This window comes from Mycobacterium basiliense (assembly GCF_900292015.1).
Taxonomy (GTDB): domain Bacteria; phylum Actinomycetota; class Actinomycetes; order Mycobacteriales; family Mycobacteriaceae; genus Mycobacterium; species Mycobacterium basiliense.
In genome coordinates this window covers 2,194,973-2,217,199 of the sequence record NZ_LR130759.1, presented here as the reverse complement: position 1 = coordinate 2,217,199, position 22,227 = coordinate 2,194,973, and the positions used below count along the sequence as shown (strand labels likewise).

The following is a 22,227-nucleotide window of genomic DNA, read 5'->3' as shown; positions in this document are numbered from 1 at the left end:
TGCGGCGTGCTGGGTCTTGTGATGGGATCAGCGATTATGAGCATCAAAGTTGCGCTGGAGCACCGCACCAGTTACGCCTTTGACAAGCTGGTGCAGGTCTATCCGCATGTCGTCAGATTGCGCCCGGCACCCCACTCCCGCACCCCCATCGAGGCGTACTCGTTGCGGGTCGAACCGACCGAGCACTTCATCAACTGGCAGCAGGACGCGCTGGGAAACTTTCTGGCCCGCTTGGTCTTTCCCAAACCAATGCGGCAACTGACGATTACCGTCGGGCTGATCGCCGACCTCAAGGTCATCAATCCGTTCGATTTCTTCATCGAGGATTGGGCCGAAACCTGGCCGTCTGCGGGGATGACCTACCCCAAGGCACTGGCCGACGACCTCGAACCGTACCTGCGGCCGGTCGATGAAGATGGCGAGGGCTCCGGGCCCGGCGACCTGGCGAAGGCGTGGGCGCGCAACTTCTCGGTGCCCGAGGGCACCCGGACGATCGACTTTTTGGTCGCCATCAACCGGGCGATCAACGCCGACGTCGGCTACAGCCTGCGCATGGAACCGGGCGTCCAGACACCGGATTTCACCCTGCGCACCGGTGTGGGATCCTGCCGGGACTCGGCGTGGTTGTTGGTGTCGATCCTGCGCCAGCTGGGGTTGGCCGCGCGGTTCGTATCCGGCTACCTGGTCCAGCTGGCCTCCGACATCGAAGCCCTCGACGGCCCGTCCGGGCCCGTCGCCGACTTCACCGATCTGCACGCGTGGACCGAGGTGTATATCCCCGGTGCGGGATGGATCGGGCTGGACCCAACGTCAGGACTGTTCGCCGGCGAGGGCCACATACCCCTGGCGGCCACACCGCACCCCGCCACCGCGGCTCCCATCAGCGGTGGCACCGACGTGTGCGGCACGGTGCTGGAGTTTTCCAATACCGTCACTCGCGTCCACGAAGACCCCCGGGTCACATTGCCCTACACAGACACCGCGTGGCAGACGATCTGCGAGGTCGGCGGCCGGGTCGACGAACGGCTGGCCGCCGGTGATGTCCGCTTGACCGTCGGCGGCGAACCCACATTCGTGTCGGTGGACAATCAGACCGACAAGGAGTGGCGGACCGCCGCCGACGGCCCGCACAAGCGTCAGCGGGCATCCGATCTAGCCGCCCGGCTAAAGGCCAAGTGGGCTCCGCAGGGACTGATTCAGCGCAGCCAGGGCAGGTGGTATCCCGGAGAACCATTGCCGCGCTGGCAGATTGCGCTGTACTGGCGCACCGACGGACGCTCGCTGTGGACGAACGGCGCGCTCCTGGCCGATCCCTGGCTGAATCGGCCGGACCCCGTCGATGCGGACGCCGCGCATCGCCTGCTCGCCGGATTTGCCAAGGGGCTGGGGTTACCGCTGTCTCAGGTACGGCCGGCCTACGAGGATCCGCTGTCGCGGCTGGCGGCCGCGGTGCGGTTGCCGGCGGGCGACCCGGTGGACCCGACTGACGACCTCGCCCCCGAAACCGACTCCGACACCCCCACCGGACGCGCCGCACTACTGGCCCGCCTCGACACCTCTATCACCACCCCAGCCGCCTATGTCCTTCCGTTGCACCGCCGCGCCGACGAACTGGGCTGGGCCAGCGCGGACTGGCGTCTGCGCCGTGGCCGGCTGGTGTTGATCGAGGGCGATTCGCCAGCCGGGTTGCGGCTGCCACTGGATTCGATCAGCTGGCAGCCACCGCGGGCCTCGTTCGACGCCGATCCGGTGTCGGTCGGACACGCACTGCCCGAGCCCGCGACCGCCGCGGCAGAGGCGGCACTCCTGGACGATCCGGAGAGCGCGCCCACGACCGCGCTCGTCGCAGAGGTTCGAGACGGTCTGCTCTACGTCTTTGTCCCACCCACCGAGGCGCTCGAACACTTCGTGGACCTGATCACCCGCATCGAAGCCGCGGCGGTGCAGGCCGAGTGCCCGGTCGTCCTGGAGGGCTACGGTCCGCCGCCGGACCCGCGGCTATCCTCCACCACCATCACGCCCGACCCCGGTGTGATCGAGGTCAACGTGGCTCCGACCGCCAGCTTCGACGAGCAACGTCGGCAGCTGGAAACGCTGTACGAAGAGGCGCGACTGGCCCGGCTATCCACGGAGTCGTTCGACGTCGACGGATCCCACGGGGGCACCGGTGGTGGCAACCACATCACCCTCGGCGGCGTCACACCCGCCGATTCACCACTGCTGCGCCGCCCCGACATGCTGGTCTCCCTGTTGACCTACTGGCAGCGACACCCGTCGCTGTCCTACCTGTTCGCCGGGCGCTTCGTCGGCACCACTTCCCAGGCACCCCGGGTGGACGAGGGCCGCGCCGAGGCCCTCTACGAGCTCGAAATCGCGTTTTCCGAGATCGCCCGACTGTCGGCGGGCGGCGCCGTGAAGCCCTGGGTGACCGACCGCGCGCTGCGCCACCTGCTCACCGACATCACCGGCAACACTCATCGTGCCGAGTTCTGCATCGACAAGCTCTACAGTCCCGAAAGCCCCCGCGGCAGGCTGGGCTTACTGGAACTTCGCGGATTCGAGATGCCACCCCATTTGCGGATGGCGATGGTGCAGTCGCTGCTGGTTCGCTCGCTGGTGGCGTGGTTCTGGGAACAGCCGCTGCGCGCCCCGCTGATCCGCCATGGCGCCAACCTTCATGGGCGATATCTGTTGCCGCACTTCCTGATCCACGACATCGCCGACGTGGCAGCGGATCTGCGCGCACATGGTATCGCGTTCGAGACCAGCTGGCTGGACCCGTTCACCGAGTTCCGCTTCCCACGCATCGGCACCGCAGTGTTCGACGGCGTGGAGATCGAACTGCGCGGGGCGATCGAGCCATGGAACACCCTCGGGGAGGAGTCCAGCGCTACCGGCACCGCCCGCTACGTCGACTCCTCGGTCGAGCGGGTACAGGTCCGCGTCATCGGCGCCGACCGCCACCGCTACGTGGTTACCTGCAATGGCTACCCGGTGCCGTTGCTGGCCACCGACAACCCCGACATCCACGTGGGTGGGGTGCGTTTCAAGGCCTGGCAGCCGCCCAGCGCGCTGCACCCGACCATCTCAGCCGACGGCCCGCTGCAGTTCGAACTCATCGACCTCACCGCTGGAACGTCGCGTGGCGGCTGCACGTATCACGTCACCCATCCGGGTGGTCGCGCCTACGACGAGCCGCCCATCAACGCCGTCGAGGCCGAGTCGCGCCGAGCCCGTCGTTTCGAGGCGACCGGGTTCACCACCCCCGGCAAACTTGATTTATCCGGAATCAGGGAGAAGCAGGCGCGGATGTTAACCGATATCGGCGCGCCTGGCATCCTCGACCTGCGACGCGTGCGTACCGTGCAACAGTAATGGCGCCCAAATCGGCACAGGATTGGCAAAGCGATGTCACTCAGCATGAGTAGGGCTGCGGACGCTTCACCCGCTGCCCGCTATGACGTTGATCGCTTGCTGGCCGGATACCGCACCGCGCGCGCTCAAGAGGCATTGTTCGATCTGCGTGACGGCCCCGGCATTGGCTACGACGAATTCGTCGACGCCGACGGCAACGTACGCCCGGCGTGGGACGAGCTGGCCGATGCGGTCGCCGAGCGTGGCAGGGCGGGGCTGGACCGGCTGCGTACGGTGGTGCACGGCCTGATCGACCACGACGGCATCACCTACACCGGGGTCGATCCCGCGCGCGACGGGCACGTTCTGCATGGCCTAGAGCCCGGGCCCTGGAAGCTGGACACCCTGCCGCTGGTCGTTTCCGCGGAGGATTGGGATGTCTTGGAAGCCGGACTGGTGCAGCGCTCGCGTCTGCTCGACGCCGTGCTCGCCGACCTCTATGGACCGCACAGCCTGCTCACCGAGGGCATTTTGCCGGCGGAGCTTGTCTTCGGTCATCCCGGTTATGTACGCGCCGGCAATGGCATCACCGTGCCCGGGCACCACCAACTTTTCCTGCACGCCTGCGACCTCAGCCGGATGCCGGACGGCAGCTACCAGGTCAACGCCGATTGGACCCAGGCCCCCTCGGGCGCCGGCTATGCGCTGGCCGACCGCCGCGTGGTCGCACACGCGATCCCGGACCTCTACGAGAACATCGGCCCGCGCCCGACGACCCCATTCGCGCAAGCGCTGCGCCTGGCACTGATCGATGCGGCACCCGATGTGGCCCAAGACCCGGTGGTGGTGGTGTTGAGCCCGGGCATCTATTCCGAAACCGCGTTCGATCAGGCGTATCTGGCTACCCTGCTGGGTTTTCCGCTGGTGGAGAGCGCGGATCTGGTGGTGCGCGAGGGCAAACTGTGGATGCGCTCGCTGGGCACGCTCAAACGCGTCGACGTGGTGCTGCGCCGGGTGGACGAGAACTACGCCGATCCGTTGGATCTGCGTGCCGATTCCCGGCTCGGCGTGGTCGGTTTGGTGGAGGCCCAGCACCGGGGAGCGGTGACCGTGGTCAACACGCTGGGCAGCGGCATCTTGGAAAGCCCAGGCCTGCTCCGCTTCCTACCAGAGCTGGCCGAGCGCTTACTGGGTGAAGAACCGCTGCTGCAGACGTCGCCCGTCTACTGGGGAGGTATCGCCAGTGAACGCTCGCATCTGCTGGCGAACCTGTCGTCGCTGTTGATCAAGTCCACCGTTGGCGGCAAAACCCTAGTCGGGCCGACGCTTTCGGCCGCGCAGTTGGCTGACCTGACGGCGCGGATCGAGGCGATGCCCTGGCAGTGGGCGGGTCAGGAACTCCCGACGTTCTCCTCCGCGCCGACCGACCACGCCGGCGTGTTGTCTTCGGCCGGCGTGGGGATGCGGTTGTTCACCGTTGCCCAACGCAGTGGCTACGCCCCAATGATCGGCGGGCTGGGCTACGTGTTAGCGCCTGGACCCGCCGCATATACGCTGAAATCTGTCGCGGCGAAGGATATCTGGGTTCGTCCCACGGAACGTGCGATCGCCGAGACGGTCAGCCTGCCCGCTTTGGAGCCGTCGGTTTTGCAACCGACGAAGACCGGCGCGGGCACCCGCGGTGTCAGTTCCCCCCGTGTGTTGTCGGATCTGTTCTGGATGGGGCGCTACGGCGAACGCGCCGAGAACATGGCCCGGTTGCTGATCGTCGCGCGCGAGCGCTACCACGTCTTCCGCCACTACCAGGACACCGAGGAAAGCGAATGTGTGCCGGTGCTGATGGCCGCACTGGGCCACATCACCGGAACCGACACCGGCGCGGCGAGCGACCACGCCGAGATGATCGCGGTTGCGCCATCGATGTTGTGGTCGATGACCGTGGACCTAGAGCGTCCGGGGTCCCTGGTTCAGTCGGTAGAAGGATTGGCGTTGGCCGCCAGGGCGGTGCGCGACCAGCTGTCCAATGACACCTGGATGGTGCTGGCTGATGTCGAGCGCGCGGTCGCGCTGCGGTCCGATCCACCGCAGTCACTCGCCGAGGCCGACGCGTTGCTCGCCGAGTCTCAGGGGCGCACGCTCGCCGGGATGCTGACGCTGTCCGGCGTGGCCAGCGAGTCGATGGTGCGCGATGCGGGCTGGACGATGATGGATATCGGCAAGCGCATCGAACGCAGCCTGTGGCTCACGGCGTTGCTGGCGGACACGCTGACCACGGTCCGCGGCGTTGTGGCCGAGCAAACCGTTATCGAGTCGACGTTGGTGGCCTGCGAATCCTCGGTGATTTACCGGCGCCGCACGGTCGGCAAGTTCAGCGTTGCCACGGTGAACGAGTTGATGCTCTTCGACGCGCAGAACCCGCGCTCGCTGGCCTACCAACTGGAACGACTGCGCGCCGATCTCAAGGATCTGCCTGGCTCATCGGGTTCGTCGCGACCGGAGCGGATGGTCGATGAGATCACTGCGCGGCTACGCAGGTCCGATCCCGCCGAGCTGGAAGAGGTCATCGAGGGGCGCCGCGGGGAACTGGCAGACCTGTTGGCCGCGATACACACCGGGCTGCGCGACCTGGCCGATGTCATCACCGCAACCCAGCTGGCCCTGCCCGGCGGTATGCAGCCGTTGTGGGGGCCCGACGAGCGGCGGTCGATGCCCGCCTAGGCGTCGTGCCCTGGCCGCTAGGCGGGCCTGCCCGTATCCCGCGAATCCCGCGAATCGGACGTGGTCTCGTGGATGACGTCATGGATGAACCGCATCTTGTTCAACACCGCGGTCGGCAGCACAAAGGGATACAGGTCGTCGTGGCCCATCGAACGGTTCACCATGTTCAGTGACCACGATAACGGCAACCACATATCGATGATGGTGGGAAAAGCGCTGGGCCCCAACGTTGGCCGGTCAAAGGTTGCCGATGCCGGCGCCAGACCGCACCAAGCCGCGGTATCCAGCGCATCCCGGATGTGCAGATAGTGAGCGAAGGTCTCGGCCCAATCCTCGGCGGGGTGCATGGTCGCATAGGAGGACACGAACCTTTCCTGCCAGCCCTCGGGTGCACCGTCGCGGTAGTGCCGATCCAGCGCCTCCTGGTAGTCGGCGTCCGGGTCACCGAACAACTCCCGGAATGTGGTCAGGTAAGCCTGGTCGGCCCTATCGTCGGTGGCCCGCTCGATCAGCCGATAGAAGTAGTAGTGCCCGACCTCATGGCGAAAGTGGCCGAGCAGGGTGCGGTAGGGCTCGTCCATCTCAACCCGCAACTGTTCGCGGTGGACATCATCACCCTCAGCGAGATCCAGTGTGATGAACCCGTTTTCGTGTCCAGTCACCACATTCTCGTGGGCACTCGACAGTAGCCGGAACGCCAATCCGCCTTCGGGATCCTCGTCACGTCCGACGATCGGCAGCTTCAGCTCGGACAGCTCGGCAACCAGCCGTCGCTTGGCGGCCTCGGCCCGGGCGAACTCCGCCAGACCTACAGCATCGCCATCGTTGGGCCGCTCCACGGTCAATACGCACGACTCGCACAGTCCGTTGGGATGTTGGGCGGACACCAGCCAATTGCATTCGGCCAGGTGCAAGTTCTTGCACAACCGAAAGTGGTCGGCCGGTACGGCACCGGCATGTTCGCTTCCGTCGTGGTGCTCGGCGATCACCAGCAACGCCATCTGATCCAGGGAGAAGCCCAACGGGCTGCCGCACGACAGACAGGTGGAGTTCTCGAAGGTCAGCCGCTGGCCGCAATTGGGACAATGAAAGTCACGCATCCAGCACATCGCTTTCGAAGGGCACGACGTCGACACCGACGTCGATGACGCTATTCTCCGAGTTGGTGTAGATGATGCCACGCAACGGCGGCACATCGGCATAGTCGCGGCCGCGCCCCACCACGATGTAGCGCTCGTCGACGAACTGGTCATTGGTGGGGTCGAGGCCCAACCATTCAAACTGTCCCGGTTGCTGGGGAGTCCACACCGATGCCCAGGCATGGGTTGCGTCAATACCGATCATCCGATCCTTTCCAGGCGGTGGGTCGGTGGCCAGATACCCGGACACGTAGCAGGCCGCCAGACCGTGGGCGCGCAGGCAGGCGATCGCCAGCCTCGCAAAGTCTTGGCATACCCCTTCCCGGGCCGAAAGAACCTCGGTAACCCTGGTGGAAACGGTGGTGGAGCCCGAACAGTAGGTGAAGTCGGTATAGATCCGTGTCGTGAGATCGCGGAGCACCTCGACCAGCGGCCGTTCGGGCACAAAGCTGGGAGCCGCGTATTCGCGCACCTCATCGGTGATTTCCGCCGGGTTCAGGTCCAGCGCGAAGTCGACCTCGAGAGCACCCTTACGCCCGCTGGGTCGGGCCTCCTCCCACGGTTTCAGCGCCGGCCCGCTGGTGTACAGCCGCGGATCCGGTGGTGCCACGTCGACGATGGATTCGCTGGTGATGCTCAGGGCGCGGTGCGGTTCGGTGACGTGGAAATAGGACCTGATATTGCCGTAGGAGTCGGGGCTGGTGGAGCTATCGGTCGGGGTCGGATCGACGGTCAGCCGGTGAGCGACACAATGCTGGCGCAGCGAGTCGCGGGGAGTGAGGAACGCTCGCCCGTAAGAGCTGGTCACGATATCGGAGTAGCGGTACTCCGTGCGGTGGGTGACTCGATAGCGCCTGGCAGCCGCGGAGCCGAACAACCTATCGGAAGGCCCGTCTAGCGAAAGGGACAACGGCCGACTCCTGATTCCTGGACGTAGTGGCAACGCTGATCACACCACATAATGGGCCGGCCCAGGCGAATGCCTCACCAAGCGGCCCTATCCGGCGCACAATCAGCAGGTGGCTACCTGGAATGATGTCACCCGCATCGTGGGTGGGCTGCCGTTGAGCGCCGAGCCGTCCCCACACAACTGGCGGGTCGGCAAGAAACCGATGGCGTGGGAACGACCGCTACGAAAGTCCGACGTGGCAGCACTGACGCGCGCCGGTGTCGAGCCACCGGCGGGCGATATCCTCGGCGTCCGGGTCGCCGATGAGGGCATCAAGTTCGCCCTGATCGCCGACGAGCCGACGGTCTACTTCACCACGCCACACTTCGACGGCTATCCGGCAGTGCTGGTCAGATTGGCCGAGATCGAGTTAACCGATTTGGAAGACCTGATCACCGAGGCCTGGCTGACTCAGGCGCCAAAAAAGGCCGTCAAGGAGTTCCTGGCGAAGTCGATTTGACCCGACTAGCCGCCTAGGCCGGGCAGGTCGATCACTTGTTGCAGGTCGTCGGCGCAGGCACAGAGGATGTCGGCCAGCACCACCTCGGCCCTGTCACGAGCCGATGTCCCCACTTCCAACGCCTGGGCACGGGCGGCGGCAGCGCATGCGGTGGCCGTTGCCGGGTCCCGGTGGGCGACGGACATCGCCTTCGCGAGTTCGTCAAGTGCGATGCGCACGGGCCGCTGCACCGCTCGGTCAAAAGTCCGGGTGACGTCGCGCGCCAGCTCCAGCACGCCGCTGACCAACATCCCCAACCGCGCCGACTGTTGCTCGACGTCGAGAATGGAGTTGCGTGACGCCCAGCGGCGGGGCGCGATGCGCACCACCACCACCGCCGTTGCCCGGGCCTCGAGCAGGCCGCCCAGCTCGGCGTGCAGCCGATCAAAGGCCGCCAGCGGCCAGTCCGGAGCGACGCGGGCCGGATCGTCCACGATGTTCGTCACCTCCACGAGGGTGTCGTGCAACGCCGCCAACACGCTGACGCGCGCATCGGCGAGGATCCGCGCGGGGTCGGCCGGAAACAACAGGATGGCGAACACGAAGGCCAGACCGCCACCGATGAGCGCATCGAAGAGACGCTCCCCCACCACACCGCCGGTGGAAGCAAACACCAGGACCAAAACCGACGAGACAGCGGTCTGATTGACGAACATCAGGCCTTGGCCGATGAAGCCCAGCGCGCCCAAAACCGCCACGCACAGCGCGACGAACACCGCAACCGCCATGGCGAGCGGTCCGGTCCCGAGAACAACGTGCACGGCGGCACCCACCACGATGCCCAGCGCCACCCCGACGATCATCTGCGCGGCGCGGCGGGCGCGCAGCACGTTGGTCGCCGACATGCACACCACGGCCGAGATCGGCGCGAAGAACGGCTGCGGGTGGTCCAGCACATCGTGGGCCAGATACCAGGCAAGGCCAGCGGCCACCGACGTCTGGGTGATCGGCCACACCACGGCCCGCAGCCGATGGACGGCCGCCAGGCCCCCATCAGCCACCCGGGTAAGCAGCGAAGTCGTCATGGGGCCTGCTTACCGCACCGCCAAACGCAACCGCTCGGCGGGCACGGCTCGAGATCGATGGCCTGTTGCAAGTCATCGACGCAGGCCTGCACGGCGCTGGCCAGCTGCCAATCCGTTTTGCTACTGGCGGCCGCATCCAACGCCGCTGCGCAGGCGCGCGCGGCCGCGATGTGCGCGGCCGATGCTGAGAGGTCCGTTTCGGCAACGGTCGCCGCAGCGGCGAGGTCCGCGATGGCTGCGGGCACGGGTGGCGGAAGCCGACCACCGACCTCGCGGACAGCGGTCGCGACACGCGACAGGTGCAAGGCCGACTCGGCGAACAGCCCGACGCGCACGGTCTGCTGCTCGGCGCGTCGGGCACTGGCGCGCACACCCCATCTGCGCGGAGCCAGCAACGTCTGCCGGGCGGAGACTCGGGCCTGGATGAGCGCCCCCAGTTGTCCGTGCACTCGGTCGACGTCGCGTAGCGGCCAATCGGCGGCCGTGGCGCGGCCACCGATCACGTCCGCGGTATCGACCAGGAGGTCACGCACGGCCGCCAACACGTTGGCACGGGCGTGGCGGAGCACTTTCAACGGATTTCCCGGGAAGAGCAACGCGGCGAACACGATGGCCAGGCCTCCGCCGAGGAGGGTGTCTTCGAGGCGCTCGACGACGTCGGCGCTGCGCGATACCGAAATGACCAGCGTCGCAGAGACGGTGACCTGGTTGAAGAACATCAATCCCTGCGCGATATAACCGCTGGCGATCAGCACCGCACAGCACAGCGAAATGAACACCGCGACCGCAATGGCGATCGCTCCGGTACCGAGAACCGTTTGCACCGCCGCGCCCAACCCGATGCCGAACGTGACCCCGATGATCATCTGCACGGCGCGTTGCGTGCGCAGGACGTCGCTGGCCGACAGGCAGACCGCCGCGGCGATCGGCGCGAAGAACGGCTGCTGATGGCCGATCACATCGTGTGCGAGGTACCAGGCCAGTCCCGCGGCCGTTGCTGTCTCGGCGATCGGAAAGAGCACCCCGCGCAGGCGCCGCAGCGCCGTGCGACTGCCGTCCCTGGTTCTGGAAAGGGTGCTGGTAAGCAGCGAAACGCTTGTCACGCAGCTTACTCAACACAACGTGGTGATTCTCAACAAGCCGGGAGCGCTAGGCGCGTCGCAACTCGAAAAGTGGAATGACCCGGCTGGTCTTGGCCTGATAGTCGGCGAATCCCGGTGCCGCGGCGGTGATTTTGGGGAACAGCTCGGCGCGTTCGGCCGATGGCATCTCGCGCGCGGTCACCTCGAACGCGTCGGCTCCGACCTCGACGTGCGCTCGCGGTTGGGCCCGCAGATTGTGTACCCACGCCGGGTGGACGTCGGCCCCCGCGAAGGATCCGATGATGATCAGCTTTCCGTCGATGCGAAAATTCGCCAGCGGCGACAGCCGTGGCTGCCCGGACCTGGCACCGGTCGTGGTAATCAGCAACAGGTCCGCCCCGGCGAACTGGCCGCCGACCTTGCCCCCATTGCTTCGGAATTCATCGACGATGGCGTTGTTGAAGGCCTTAATCGTTCCGCTGTCCGGGATACCTTGCGTCATGCCCCATCAACGCGTGTGGGCTTGGCATCTAGTCCGGATTCCTTGCGTTGTTGGGCGGTGATCGGTGCGGGCGCCTCGGTCAGTGGGTCGACGCCGCCACCCGTCTTGGGGAAGGCGATCACCTCACGGATCGAATCGGCCCCGGCCAGCAGCGCATTGGTCCGATCCCATCCGAACGCGATGCCGCCGTGTGGCGGTGCGCCAAACATGAACGCCTCCAGGAGAAATCCGAATTTCTCTTCTGCCTCGGCCTTGTTCAGACCCATCACCGCGAAGACCCGCTCCTGGATGTCGCGGCGGTGGATACGGATCGAGCCGCCGCCAATCTCGTGGCCATTGCAGACGATGTCGTAGGCGTCGGCCAACACGCTGCCCGGGTCTGCTTCGATACGGTCCTCATCCTGTGGCTTGGGTGCGGTGAACGCGTGATGGACCGCGGTCCATGCTCCCGAGCCGACCGCCACATCGCCGGCGGCGGTGGCCTCGTCGGCGGGCTCGAACAGTGGCGGGTCGACCACCCAGACGAAGGCCCACTCGTCGGGGTCGATCAGGCCCAGCCGGTTGGCGATCTCGATCCGCGCCGCCCCCAGCAACGCCCGAGACGACTTCACCGGACCCGCCGAGAAGAAGATGCAGTCCCCGGGATTAGCGCCCACGTGTGCGGCCAGACCATCGCGCTCGCGATCCGTGAGGTTCTTGGCTACCGGACCACCCAACGCGCCATCATCACCGACCAACACGTAAGCCAGCCCGCGGTGCCCTCGTTGTTTGGCCCACTCCTGCCAGCCGTCCAGCGTGCGTCGTGGCTGTCCGGCACCGCCGGGCATCACCACCGCACCGACATATGGCGCCTGGAACACCCGAAACGTGGTGTCGGCAAAGAACTCCGTGCATTCGACGAGTTCCAGTCCGAACCGCAGGTCGGGCTTATCGGAGCCGAACCGGCGCATGGCCTCGGCATAGCTGATTCGTGGGATGGGGGTGGGTATCTGGTAGCCGATCAGCGCCCACAGCGCGGTCAGGATTTCCTCCGAGATCGCGATGATGTCCTCGACATCTACGAAACTGAGTTCCATGTCGAGCTGGGTGAATTCCGGCTGCCGGTCGGCACGGAAATCCTCGTCGCGGTAGCAGCGCGCGATCTGGTAGTAGCGCTCCATCCCGGCGACCATGAGCAACTGTTTGAACAGCTGCGGGCTTTGCGGCAACGCATAGAACGAGCCCGGGTGCAGCCGGGCCGGCACCAGGAAGTCCCGTGCCCCTTCCGGGGTCGAACGGGTGATGGTCGGCGTCTCGATCTCTACGAAATCATGTCGGGCGAGCACCGCACGCGCCGCGGCATTGACCTTGGAACGCAACCGAATCGCCGACCCCGGACCGTCACGGCGCAGGTCGAGGTAGCGGTACTTCAACCGCAACTCCTCCCCCGCGGGTTCGTCGAGCTGAAACGGCAGCGGCGCGCATTCACCGAGCACGGTCAGCGAGGAGGCGTTGACCTCGATGTCTCCGGTGGCGATCTCGGTGTTAGCGTTGCCTTCGGGGCGGATCTCGACAACCCCGGTGACCGTGACGCAGAACTCGGCGCGTAGCCGGTGGGCCTGGGCCAGCACCTCGGTTTCGCGGAACACCACCTGGGCGACGCCGGAGGCATCCCGCAGATCGATGAAGATGACGCCGCCGTGGTCGCGGCGGCGAGCCACCCAGCCGGCCAATGTCACCCGCTGCCCGGCGTCGTGATCCCGTAACGCACCAGCGGCGTGGCTGCGCAGCACAAACACTCCCCTTCATTGCCCGTCGTGGCCTTGAATGACTGCTCAGTCTAGAGGGGGGCACGGGTTGCCTGCCCGACCCGGTACTTTTGGCTGCATCGCCCCGACAATCGCACTCGTTGGCCCCGGCGCCGTTGGCACCACGGTCGCCGCGCTGTTGCACGCGGCCGGCCACCGGGTGTTGCTGTGCGGGCACACTCCGCGGGACGGCATCGAACTGCGGCCCGACGGCGCCGAGCCGATCGTGGTACCGGGTCCGGTGTACACCAACCCCGCCGAGGTGACCGGACCGGTGCAGGTGCTGATATTGGCGGTCAAAGCCACCCAAACCGACGCCGCGCACCGCTGGCTGACTCGGCTGTGCGATGAGCACACCATCGTCGCGGTGCTGCAAAACGGTGTGGAGCAGGTCGAGCAGGTGCAACCGCACTGTCCGTCGTCGGCTGTGGTGCCGGGCAGCGTGTGGTTTTCCGCGGAGACGCAGCCGGCGGGTTGGGTGCGATTGCGCGGCACGGCAGCGTTGGTGCTGCCCCCCGGTCCGGCGGCAGACAACCTCGCCCGGCTATTGCGCGGTGCCGGCTGTCAGGTGGACTGCAATCCCGACTTCACCACGATCATCTGGCGCAAACTGGTGCTCAATGCGCTGGCGGGATTGATGGCGTTGTCGGGGCGGCGGTCTGGAATGTTTCGTCGTGACGACGTCGCCGAATTGTCGCGTCGCTATGTCGCCGAATGCCTGGCGGTGGCCCGGGCCGAGGGCGCCCAGCTCGACGACGGGTTGATCGAGGAGCTGGTGGATCTTTTCCGGGTAGCGCCCGAAGACATGGGAACCTCGATCCTGGCCGACCGGGAAGCCCGCCGGCGACTGGAGTGGGACCTGCGCAACGGCGTGATCATCCGCAAGGCCCGGGCCCACGGCCTAGCCACCCCGATCAGCGATGTGCTGGTGCCGCTGCTGGCCGCGGCCAGCGACGGTCCCGGCTGACCGGCCGCTACCGCTTTGACGGCGCGCCGTTGTCGCTAGTGTCTAACCCATGTTTCCCTGCGAGCGTGTCGACCTGAGCTTCGTCGACCCGGATTCTGGTCAAGCGCCCTTCCTCTTTCGCAACAGTGTCGATCTGGCGATCACGCCCGAGCAGCTGTTCGAAGTGCTCTGCGACGCGGAAGCCTGGCCGCGGTGGGCGTCGGTGATCAAGAAGGTGACCTGGACCAGCGCGGAGCCGCACGGCGTGGGTACCACTCGCACGGTCGACATGCGTGGGGGCCTGGTCGGCAACGAGGAGTTCTTTTGTTGGGAGCCGTTCACCCGCATGGCATTTCGATTCAATGAATGCTCAACGCAAGCCGTGGCAGCGTTCGCGGAGGACTACCGGATCGAGGTCATCCCCGGTGGCTGCCGGCTGACCTGGACCATGGCGCAAAGGCCCGCCGGACCGGCACGACTGGGGATGGTGTTGTTCGGCCCGCTGCTCAACCTGGGGCTGCGGCGTTTTCTGCGCAAGCTACGCAGCTACACCGACGCCCAGTACGCCACGTCGCAGCAGCCATAGCCCCACGGCCGACACCCGCTCGGCCTCGATGACGTGCATGAGCGAGTGCGTGGGCACGACGCCGACCGACCGGAAGCCGGTCACCGCAAGAAGCTGCTCGATAGCGGCGAGGGTGCGCTCGCGGCCTCCGTCATAGAAAACCAGCATCTCGAGGTCTAGGAGCTTCGCGAACCCAGGGGTGTTACCGTGCTCCACCACCGCGTCGATGACGAATAGCTCGGCGCCAGGTTTCGCGCCTGGTGAACGGTGGCCAGGATCTTCCTCGCGAGGTCGTCGTTCCAATCGTAGAGCACGTGTTAAACAGTGCAGTCCCAGCGTATTTCGGTCGAACCTAGAACGCGCGGCTGCTCGCCGACCTGCACCATCACCCCCAGCGCGCAGCTGCGGCGCGGCTGGGCGGTCCGTGACCACGGCGCGGCGTTAGGCTGGTTCGGCCGGAGCAGCCGTTGCAGTGCCAGATTTCGGGAGGGTGCGATGACCTTCAACGAGGGAATGCAAATCGACACCAGCACCGCCTCATCCTCCGGCGGCGGGGGGGTCGGGCGGATGGCGATCGGTGGGGGTGTCGGCGGGCTGCTGCTCGTGGTGGTCGCCCTGTTCCTCGGGGTCGATCCAGGTGGCGTACTGAGCCAGGCTCCGGTCGAGAGCGGCGACGTGATCGCACCCGGGTTCGACCTGAGTCAATGCAAGACCGGCGCCGACGCCAACAAGTACGTGCAGTGCCGAGTGGTGGCCACCGGCAACTCCCTGGACGCGGTCTGGAAGCAACTCCTGCCCGGCCGGTACACGCGCCCGCACTTGCGGCTGTTTAGTGGCCAGGTCAGCACCGGCTGCGGGCCGGCCAGCAGCGACGTCGGCCCCTTCTACTGCCCGGTGGACAAGACCGCCTATTTCGACACCGACTTCTTCCAGGTGCTCGTCACCCAATTCGGTTCCAGCGGTGGACCGTTCGCCGAGGAATACGTAGTGGCCCACGAGTACGGCCATCACGTCCAAAACCTCTTGGGGGTGCTTGGCCGCGCCCAGCAGGGCGCCCAGGGCGCCGGGGGCAACGGGGTGCGCACCGAGTTGCAGGCCGACTGTTACGCAGGGGTGTGGGCGCACTACGCCTCCACCGTCAGACAAGAAAGCACCGGGGTGCCCTACCTGGAACCGCTCAGCGACAAGGACATCCAAGACGCGCTCTCAGCGGCGGCCTCGGTCGGCGATGATCGCATCCAGCAACAGGTAACCGGACGCACCAACCCCGAAACCTGGACCCACGGCTCGGCCACGCAACGGCAGAAATGGTTCACCATCGGCTACCAAACCGGCGATCCCAACAAATGCGATACCTTCACCGCCGCCAGCCTGGGATAGCGCCCCGGTTGACCGGCTGCTTGGCTACCAGGGCCGCGTCGAGCAGGAAACGCCGCTGCCGCCGTTCTGCGATACCACTACCTGCCCATCGATGGCGATCTCACAGTGAAACTCGGGGTTGATCCGCAGGCCGCCGCTGGCAGTGACGATGGCCCACTGGTTCGGGTCTTCTAGCGTGGTCGTATAGACCAGCGGCTCCCCGCCGGCGATAGGGGTACGCACCGAGTTCAGGTATTTCGATGAGTCGGCATTAAAAGCGGCCTGACTCGGCGGATCGGTGTTCATGTATTGAACGTTGGCCGTCAGATCGCTGGTGGTTGTGATGGTGTAAGTCACCTGATGCCCCGCCGGATCGGCGCGTGCGAGCGCGGGTGGGACGGCTGTTCCCGCTATTCCCAGTGCCGCGACCGCCAATGCCGCACGGCCTCTCGGCGAGACCGCGCTGACCAGTTTTCGCACGTTCGTCATGCCGAAAACGCTACCGGATTCGACACTCACCATTCGGTTTTGGGATGCGCAGAGCGCTTCGCCGCGGCGCCAAAAAGTCGGCAAGAAGTCTTAGGATCCAGCTGTGACCACAGCCTTCGTGTTGTCCGGCGGCGCGAGCCTAGGAGCGATCCAAGTGGGCATGTTGCAGGCCCTGGTCGAGGAAGGCGTAGCACCGGACTTGATCGTCGGCACCTCCGTTGGCTCCCTCAACGGCGCGTGGATCGCCGCACGGCCCGACGCGACCGGAATTCGTGCGCTGGCCGACCTGTGGCGGTCGCTGTCCCGCAGACAGGTCTTCCCCACCCGCCCGGTCGTCGGGCTGCTTGGCTTCATGGGACGCCGCCAGCACATGGTCCCCAGCGAGGGCCTGCGACGCATCCTGAGCACCGAGCTCGGTTTCGTCCGGCTCGAGGATGCCCCGATTCCGCTGCACGTGGTGGCCACCGACGTGATCTGGGGCGCCGATGTCTTGCTGTCGTCAGGAAACGCGGTCGATGCGATAGCGGCAAGTGCGGCCATCCCGGGCATATTTCCGCCGGTCAACATCGATGGACGCGATCTCATGGATGGCGGTGTGGTCAACAACACCCCCGTTTCCCATGCCGTCGCCCTCGGCGCCGACCGGGTCTGGGTGCTGCCCACCGGCTATTCCTGCGCCCTGCCGAGCACCCCGCCTTCGGCCGTGACGATGGTCTTGCACGCCATATCGTTGGCGGTGAACCATCGCCTCGCCGTCGACATCGAGCGCTTCGAACGGACGGTGGATTTGCGCGTCATCAGACCGCTGTGCCCGGTCGCCATTTCCGGGGCCGACTTCTCGCAGGCGGCAACGCTCATCGAGCGCTCCCACGCGGCGACCCGCCGGTGGTTGGCGGCGGAACCGATGTCCACCGGCCAAGCCGCGCTACTCGAGGCGCACCGGCACTGAGCCGCCTCGCGGCGTTCTCCCGTCTGAGGTATGAAGCAAGGGTGAGCGACGACGGCCGGAAGCGCCCCAGGCAGCCGCCGTCCGCGGGTATCAGCCGGCGCAGGTTGCTGACGACCAGTGCGGCTTCGGCGGTCATCGGTGCTGGCGTCGGGGCGGGGGGCGCAGCGTTTGTGCGCTCGCCGCACATCGGCCCGGGTGTCTGGTATCAGCCCGATGGCAGCGGCGCACCACCGGTTGGTGGCCTGCATTTACAATTCGGCAAGAACGCTGCCACCGAGGTGGTGGTGTCGTGGCAGACCATGCAGGCCGTCCGCAATCCGCGTGTGATGTTCGGCACCCCGACTTCCGGCTTCGGCAGTGTTGTGGCAGCCGAGACCCGAACCTACCGAGACGCCAAGTCCAACATCGAAGTTCGCGTCAACCACGCCCGACTGACCAAGCTGACCGCGGACACCGACTACGTCTATGCCGCGGTGCATGACGGCACCGACCCACAATTGGGTACCGTGCGAACAGCGCCATCAGGACGAAAACCGCTGCGGTTCACCAGCTTCGGCGACCAAGGCACGCCGACACTGGGCAGATTGGTCGACGGTCGCTACGTCAGCGACAACGTCGGGACGCCCGCGGCCGGCGATATCACTCTCGCGATCGAGCGTATGACACCATTGTTCAACCTGGTCAACGGCGACCTGTGCTACGCCAACATGGCCCGAGACCGCGTCCGAACCTGGTCGGATTGGTTCGAAACCAACAGTCGCTCGGCTCGTTACCGCCCATGGATGCCCGCGCCCGGCAACCACGAGAACGAATTTGGCAATGGGCCAATCGGGTACAGCGCCTTTCAAACCTATTTCGCGGTACCCGATTCCGGGTCCAGCCAACAATTCCATGGCCTGTGGTATTCCTTCACCGCCGGCTCGGTGCGAGTGATCACCCTGAGCAACGACGACGTGTGTTTTCAAGATGGCGGCAACTCCTATGTGCACGACTATTCGGGCGGAGAGCAAAAGCGTTGGTTGCAAACCGAACTCGCCGACGCACGCAACGATTCGACGATCGACTGGTTGGTCGTGTGCATGCATCAGACGGCCATCTCGACGGCCGACCGATTCAACGGTGCCGATTTGGGAATTCGACAGGAGTGGCTGCCACTGTTCGACAAGTACCAGGTCGACCTGGTGTTGTGCGGACATGAACACCACTACGAACGGTCGCATCCGCTGCGCGGGGAACTGGATAGCGACACTCGAACGCCCATACCCGTGGACACCCGCACCGACGTCATCGACGCGACACGGGGAACGGTTCACCTGGTCATCGGCGGAGGTGGCACTTCCCTGCCCAGCAACGCGCTGTTCTTCCCCGAACCCCAGTGCCGCGTCTTGATGGCGGTAGGCGCCTACGATCCCGCATTGGGCTATAAGAAGCCGATATACGTGACCGAGCAGGCACCGTGGTCGGCGTTTCGAGACCGCCGGAACCCCTACGGTTTTGCGGCTTTTGACGTCGACCCTGGTCAACCGGGTGGCGATACGTCGATCAGAGCGACACACTACGCCGTGACCGGGAACTACGGGGCAGTCAGCGTGGTCGATGAGTTCACTTTGACCAAGCCGATCAGAACAGGGTGAGTTCTACGGGTTCCGGCATGACCGCTGCCGGCATTGCCGGCGAGGATGGACGCTGGTCTTTGCCCAGCCGATACTTGGCGATCAAGGGTGCGGTGCGGCGGCGCAGCATGTCGCGGTAGGCGGGTGGCAGATAGGCGCCGCGCCGGTACAGCTCGCGGTATCGGCCGACCAGTTCGGGATGCGCCCGGGCCAGCCACGACATGAACCAGCCACGTGTCGGGCCGCGCAGATGCAGTCCGAATACCGTCACACCGGTGGCACCGGCAGCGGCGATCCGCCCGAGCAGCAGGTCGAGGTGATCACCGGAGTCGGTGAGGTACGGCAGCACCGGCGCAACCATCACATGACAGTCCAGACCAGCCTCGCGGACCGCGTCGATAAGGCTCAACCGGGCCTGCGGTGTCGGCGTACCCGGCTCCACGTCCTTGTGCAAGTCCGGATCGGCGATCGCCAGGGATACCGCCAACGACACCGGTACCTGGTGCGCCGCATCGCAGATCAGCGGTAGATCGCGCCGTAGCAGCGTGCCCTTGGTCAGGATCGACACCGGAGTGCCGGCACCGGCGAGCGCACCGACGATACCCGGCATTAGCGCATAACGACCTTCAGCGCGTTGGTAGGGATCGGTGTTGGTGCCCAGTGCCACGGTCTCGCGCCGCCACGAAGGCCGGTGCAGCTCGCGGCGCAGGACCTCGGCCACGTTGGTCTTGACCACCACGTGGGTATCGAAATCGGCACCGGAATCGAAGCCGAGGTATTCGTGGGTGGGGCGGGCAAAGCAGTACCGACAGCCGTGCGAGCAGCCGCGGTATCCGTTGACGGTGTAGTGAAAAGGCAGCGCACCGGCATTAGGCACTTTGTTCAACGCCGACTTGCACAGCACCTCGTGGAAGGTCATGCCCTCGAAATGCGGTGAGCGGACACTCCGGACCAGGCCGATCCGTTGCAACCCGGGCAGCGCCCCGTCGTCGACCGCTGTCCCGTTAACCGCTACCGTCTGGCCAGCCCACCGCATCCATCTATTCGAACATTAGTTCGATCCAGGGTCAAGGGGGTCCACCTACCCACATGTGTCACTAGAAGTTCGGGCTATGCCGGTGTGCCCGCCTCGTAGCGACAAACGTCCCTCGTCCCGCCGTCGGACTCGAATTGTCGCGCGTAGGCGGGCACAACATGCCATGGCCGCTACCAGTTACTGCAGTGACAGCTGGGAAAGTACCTCGGCAACTACCCCGTCCATCGGCACCGAGACCTGGTTCCCGGTGGCAAGATCCTTCACGCCCACCGTGCCCGCTTCGAGGTCACGGTCCCCCGCGACCAGTGCAAGACGTGCTCCGGATCGGTCGGCTGCGCGCATGGCGCCCTTAAGCCCGCGATCCCCGTAGGCCAGATCGACGCGAACCCCGGAAGCACGCAGCCGCCCCGCAAACACGGCCAGCTGTAGCTTGGCCTGCTCGCTGAGCGGCACGGCGAACACATCGCACCGGCCGGCATCGTCGACGGTTTTGCCCTCGGCCCGCAGCGCCAGCAGGGTCCGATCCACCCCCAGCCCGAATCCAATACCGGACAGGTCCTGCCCGCCGAGTCTGCGCATCAGGCCGTCGTAGCGGCCGCCCCCGCCGATACCGGATTGCGCACCCAACCCGTCGTGCACGAACTCGAAGGTCGTCTTGGTGTAGTAGTCCAGACCGCGCACCATGCGCGGATTGATCACGTAGGGCACACCGAGCGCGTCCAGGTGTGCCAGCACGGTGTCGAAGTGCTGCTTGGCCACGTCGGAAAGGTGGTCGAGCAGCACCGGCGCCTGGGCCGTCATCGCGCGCATCTCGGGTCGTTTGTCATCCAGCACGCGCAGCGGATTGATCTCTGCGCGCCGACGGGTTTCCTCGTCGAGGTCGAGCGCAAACAGGAACTCCTGCAACAGTTCCCGGTACTGCGGCCGGCACGTTTCGTCGCCCAGCGACGTGATTTCCAGGCGGAACCCGTCCAGACCCAGCGATCGGAATCCGGCGTCAGCCACGGCGATCACCTCGGCGTCCAGGGCCGGGTCGTCGACGCCGATCGCCTCCACGCCAACCTGCTGCAACTGCCGATACCGGCCCGCCTGCGGACGCTCATAGCGGAAAAACGGCCCGGAATAGCACAGCTTTACCGGGAGCGCCCCACGGTCCAAGCCATGCTCGATCACCGCGCGCACCACCCCGGCGGTGCCCTCTGGCCGCAACGTCACCGAGCGGTCGCCCCGGTCGGCGAAGGTATACATCTCTTTGGCCACCACATCGGTGGATTCGCCCACACCGCGCGCGAACAGGGCGGTGTCTTCGAAGATCGGCAGCTCGATGTGACCGTACCCGGCCCGGCGAGCCGCGCCGATCAGCCCGTCGCGTACCGCGACAAACTGCGTCGAGTCGGGCGGCACATAGTCGGGCACGCCCTTGGGCGCGGCAAAGCTGGAGAACTCCGTCACCGGCTCAGGCCTTCGAGGAACGGGTTGAACCGGCGTTCGGCGCCGATGGTGGTCGAGTTGCCGTGGCCGGGCAGCACCACGGTCTTGTCGTCGAGCACGAGGAGTTTGTCGACTATCGAGCGATACAAGTCACGGCCGCTGCCACCGAATAGATCCGATCGCCCAATGGCGCGCTCGAACAACGTGTCACCAGAAAACACCACGTCAGCGTCGTTCTCTGCGGCCTGAAGCACCCGGAAACACACCGATCCGCGGGTGTGCCCCGGTGTGTGGTCCACGTTCACCGAGATCCCGCCGAGGTCGATCTTGTCGCCGTCGCGGTCCAGTTCCACGAGCTGTTTGGGCTCGCGGAAAAAGGCCCCCGCGAACAGTTGGGCTACCCGCGGGCCCAGGCCGTAGATGGGATCGGTCAGCATGAACCGGTCCTCGGGATGGATGTAGGTGGGGCAGCCGAAGGTGTCGGAAACCTTCTGGGCAGACCACATGTGGTCGATATGCCCGTGGGTAATCAACACCGCGGCCGGGGTAAGCCGGTTCTTGTCCAAGATGCGACGTAGCGGTCCTATCGCACGTTGGCCCGGGTCCACAATGATGGCATCAGCGCCAGGCCGTTCGGCCAGCACATAACAGTTGCACTGCAGCACCCCCGCGGGAAATCCGGTGATCAACACGGTTCCCAGTTTCCCATTCCCTACCGCGGGCGACGATGTGGGCCAACACCATGGGGCACTTGACAGCGGTTGCGGCACTCACATTAGCCTGA

19 protein-coding genes are annotated in these 22,227 nt (G+C 65.9%); 8 read left to right on the top strand and 11 right to left on the bottom strand.

Features of this window, described 5'->3' with window-relative positions:
• Positions 1-36: 36 nt before the first annotated feature.
• Both MB901379_RS09540 and MB901379_RS09535 read left to right on the top strand, forming a co-directional pair.
• Positions 37-3,375 carry a transglutaminase family protein gene (locus MB901379_RS09540; RefSeq protein WP_158016432.1) on the top strand — a complete coding sequence of 1,113 codons (3,339 nt, stop codon included), beginning with the start codon at positions 37-39 and terminating at the stop codon, positions 3,373-3,375.
• A gap of 45 nt (positions 3,376-3,420) precedes the next feature.
• Positions 3,421-6,072 carry a circularly permuted type 2 ATP-grasp protein gene (locus tag MB901379_RS09535; protein WP_158016430.1) on the top strand — a complete coding sequence of 884 codons (2,652 nt, stop codon included), beginning with the start codon at positions 3,421-3,423 and terminating at the stop codon, positions 6,070-6,072.
• Between the two features lie 17 nt (positions 6,073-6,089).
• Here MB901379_RS09535 and MB901379_RS09530 read toward each other — a convergent pair whose 3' ends face one another.
• On the bottom strand, positions 6,090-7,172 hold the full coding sequence (locus MB901379_RS09530; RefSeq protein ID WP_158016428.1) for a zinc-binding metallopeptidase family protein: 1,083 nt from the start codon (positions 7,170-7,172) through the stop codon (positions 6,090-6,092).
• Entirely contained in the window at positions 7,165-8,088 is a 924-nt protein-coding gene (locus MB901379_RS09525) for a transglutaminase family protein (protein ID WP_158019056.1), read from the bottom strand. The genes MB901379_RS09530 and MB901379_RS09525 overlap by 8 nt, the downstream gene beginning before the upstream one ends.
• Positions 8,089-8,230: 142 nt before the next feature.
• Here MB901379_RS09525 and MB901379_RS09520 point away from each other — a divergent pair, with 142 nt between their 5' ends.
• Positions 8,231-8,620 carry an MmcQ/YjbR family DNA-binding protein gene (locus tag MB901379_RS09520; RefSeq protein ID WP_158016426.1) on the top strand — a complete coding sequence of 130 codons (390 nt, stop codon included), beginning with the start codon at positions 8,231-8,233 and terminating at the stop codon, positions 8,618-8,620.
• 5 nt (positions 8,621-8,625) lie between these two features.
• Here MB901379_RS09520 and MB901379_RS09515 read toward each other — a convergent pair whose 3' ends face one another.
• The 4 genes from MB901379_RS09515 to aspS all read right to left on the bottom strand — a co-directional run bounded on the left by MB901379_RS09515 (position 8,626) and on the right by aspS (position 13,046).
• Positions 8,626-9,684, bottom strand: coding sequence for an FUSC family protein (locus MB901379_RS09515; RefSeq protein WP_158016424.1), 1,059 nt, complete (start codon positions 9,682-9,684; stop codon positions 8,626-8,628).
• Positions 9,681-10,772, bottom strand: coding sequence for an FUSC family protein (locus tag MB901379_RS09510; protein WP_158019055.1), 1,092 nt, complete (start codon positions 10,770-10,772; stop codon positions 9,681-9,683). The genes MB901379_RS09515 and MB901379_RS09510 overlap by 4 nt, the downstream gene beginning before the upstream one ends.
• 61 nt (positions 10,773-10,833) lie before the next feature.
• A complete protein-coding gene (locus MB901379_RS09505; RefSeq protein ID WP_158016421.1) occupies positions 10,834-11,268 on the bottom strand; it encodes a nitroreductase family deazaflavin-dependent oxidoreductase in 435 nt (144 codons plus the stop codon).
• Complete coding sequence (aspS, locus tag MB901379_RS09500; RefSeq protein WP_158016419.1) at positions 11,265-13,046, bottom strand: aspartate--tRNA ligase; 1,782 nt, start codon at positions 13,044-13,046, stop codon at positions 11,265-11,267. The genes MB901379_RS09505 and aspS overlap by 4 nt, the downstream gene beginning before the upstream one ends.
• 88 nt (positions 13,047-13,134) lie before the next feature.
• On the opposite strand from aspS, the gene MB901379_RS09495 reads away from it, so the two are divergent.
• Entirely contained in the window at positions 13,135-14,022 is an 888-nt protein-coding gene (locus MB901379_RS09495) for an oxidoreductase (RefSeq protein ID WP_174237082.1), read from the top strand.
• Positions 14,023-14,071: 49 nt separating this feature from the next.
• Complete coding sequence (locus MB901379_RS09490) at positions 14,072-14,587, top strand: SRPBCC family protein (protein ID WP_158016415.1); 516 nt, start codon at positions 14,072-14,074, stop codon at positions 14,585-14,587.
• Here MB901379_RS09490 and MB901379_RS09485 read toward each other — a convergent pair.
• The gene (locus MB901379_RS09485) at positions 14,540-14,869 is read right to left on the bottom strand and encodes a class I SAM-dependent methyltransferase (protein ID WP_158016414.1); all 330 of its coding nucleotides are present in this window, start codon (positions 14,867-14,869) and stop codon (positions 14,540-14,542) included. The genes MB901379_RS09490 and MB901379_RS09485 overlap by 48 nt on opposite strands.
• A gap of 192 nt (positions 14,870-15,061) precedes the next feature.
• Between MB901379_RS09485 and ypfJ the strand changes: the two genes are divergently transcribed.
• Positions 15,062-15,946 carry a KPN_02809 family neutral zinc metallopeptidase gene (ypfJ, locus tag MB901379_RS09480; RefSeq protein ID WP_158016412.1) on the top strand — a complete coding sequence of 295 codons (885 nt, stop codon included), beginning with the start codon at positions 15,062-15,064 and terminating at the stop codon, positions 15,944-15,946.
• Between the two features lie 24 nt (positions 15,947-15,970).
• Here ypfJ and MB901379_RS09475 read toward each other — a convergent pair whose 3' ends face one another.
• The gene (locus tag MB901379_RS09475; protein ID WP_174237007.1) at positions 15,971-16,414 is read right to left on the bottom strand and encodes a hypothetical protein; all 444 of its coding nucleotides are present in this window, start codon (positions 16,412-16,414) and stop codon (positions 15,971-15,973) included.
• 103 nt (positions 16,415-16,517) lie between these two features.
• Between MB901379_RS09475 and MB901379_RS09470 the strand changes: the two genes are divergently transcribed.
• Together MB901379_RS09470 and MB901379_RS09465 are read left to right on the top strand one after the other, a co-directional pair.
• Positions 16,518-17,363, top strand: a complete 846-nt coding sequence (locus MB901379_RS09470; protein ID WP_158016410.1) for a patatin-like phospholipase family protein — start codon at positions 16,518-16,520, stop codon at positions 17,361-17,363.
• Positions 17,364-17,404: 41 nt separating this feature from the next.
• Complete coding sequence (locus tag MB901379_RS09465; protein WP_158016408.1) at positions 17,405-18,997, top strand: fibronectin type III domain-containing protein; 1,593 nt, start codon at positions 17,405-17,407, stop codon at positions 18,995-18,997.
• On the opposite strand, the gene MB901379_RS09460 is transcribed toward MB901379_RS09465, so the two are convergent.
• The 3 genes from MB901379_RS09460 to MB901379_RS09450 all read right to left on the bottom strand — a co-directional run bounded on the left by MB901379_RS09460 (position 18,984) and on the right by MB901379_RS09450 (position 22,135).
• Positions 18,984-20,012 carry an Rv2578c family radical SAM protein gene (locus tag MB901379_RS09460; protein ID WP_158016406.1) on the bottom strand — a complete coding sequence of 343 codons (1,029 nt, stop codon included), beginning with the start codon at positions 20,010-20,012 and terminating at the stop codon, positions 18,984-18,986. The two genes, MB901379_RS09465 and MB901379_RS09460, sit on opposite strands and share 14 nt — an antisense overlap.
• Positions 20,013-20,189: 177 nt before the next feature.
• Complete coding sequence (hisS, locus tag MB901379_RS09455; protein ID WP_158016404.1) at positions 20,190-21,464, bottom strand: histidine--tRNA ligase; 1,275 nt, start codon at positions 21,462-21,464, stop codon at positions 20,190-20,192.
• Positions 21,461-22,135, bottom strand: coding sequence for an MBL fold metallo-hydrolase (locus MB901379_RS09450; protein ID WP_158016402.1), 675 nt, complete (start codon positions 22,133-22,135; stop codon positions 21,461-21,463). The genes hisS and MB901379_RS09450 overlap by 4 nt, the downstream gene beginning before the upstream one ends.
• Positions 22,136-22,227 lie beyond the last annotated feature (92 nt).

What these genes read in the sequence shown, in the direction of transcription:
- MB901379_RS09530 (WP_158016428.1), bottom strand. Translation starts at nt 7,172, where the DNA reads ATGCGTGACTTTCATTGTCCCAATTGCGGCCAGCGGCTGACCTTCGAG.
- MB901379_RS09540 (WP_158016432.1), top strand. Translation starts at nt 37, where the DNA reads ATGAGCATCAAAGTTGCGCTGGAGCACCGCACCAGTTACGCCTTTGAC.
- ypfJ (WP_158016412.1), top strand. Translation starts at nt 15,062, where the DNA reads ATGACCTTCAACGAGGGAATGCAAATCGACACCAGCACCGCCTCATCC.
- MB901379_RS09475 (WP_174237007.1), bottom strand. Translation starts at nt 16,414, where the DNA reads ATGACGAACGTGCGAAAACTGGTCAGCGCGGTCTCGCCGAGAGGCCGT.
- MB901379_RS09505 (WP_158016421.1), bottom strand. Translation starts at nt 11,268, where the DNA reads ATGACGCAAGGTATCCCGGACAGCGGAACGATTAAGGCCTTCAACAAC.
- MB901379_RS09535 (WP_158016430.1), top strand. Translation starts at nt 3,421, where the DNA reads ATGAGTAGGGCTGCGGACGCTTCACCCGCTGCCCGCTATGACGTTGAT.
- MB901379_RS09490 (WP_158016415.1), top strand. Translation starts at nt 14,072, where the DNA reads ATGTTTCCCTGCGAGCGTGTCGACCTGAGCTTCGTCGACCCGGATTCT.
- MB901379_RS09515 (WP_158016424.1), bottom strand. Translation starts at nt 9,684, where the DNA reads ATGACGACTTCGCTGCTTACCCGGGTGGCTGATGGGGGCCTGGCGGCC.
- MB901379_RS09460 (WP_158016406.1), bottom strand. Translation starts at nt 20,012, where the DNA reads ATGCGGTGGGCTGGCCAGACGGTAGCGGTTAACGGGACAGCGGTCGAC.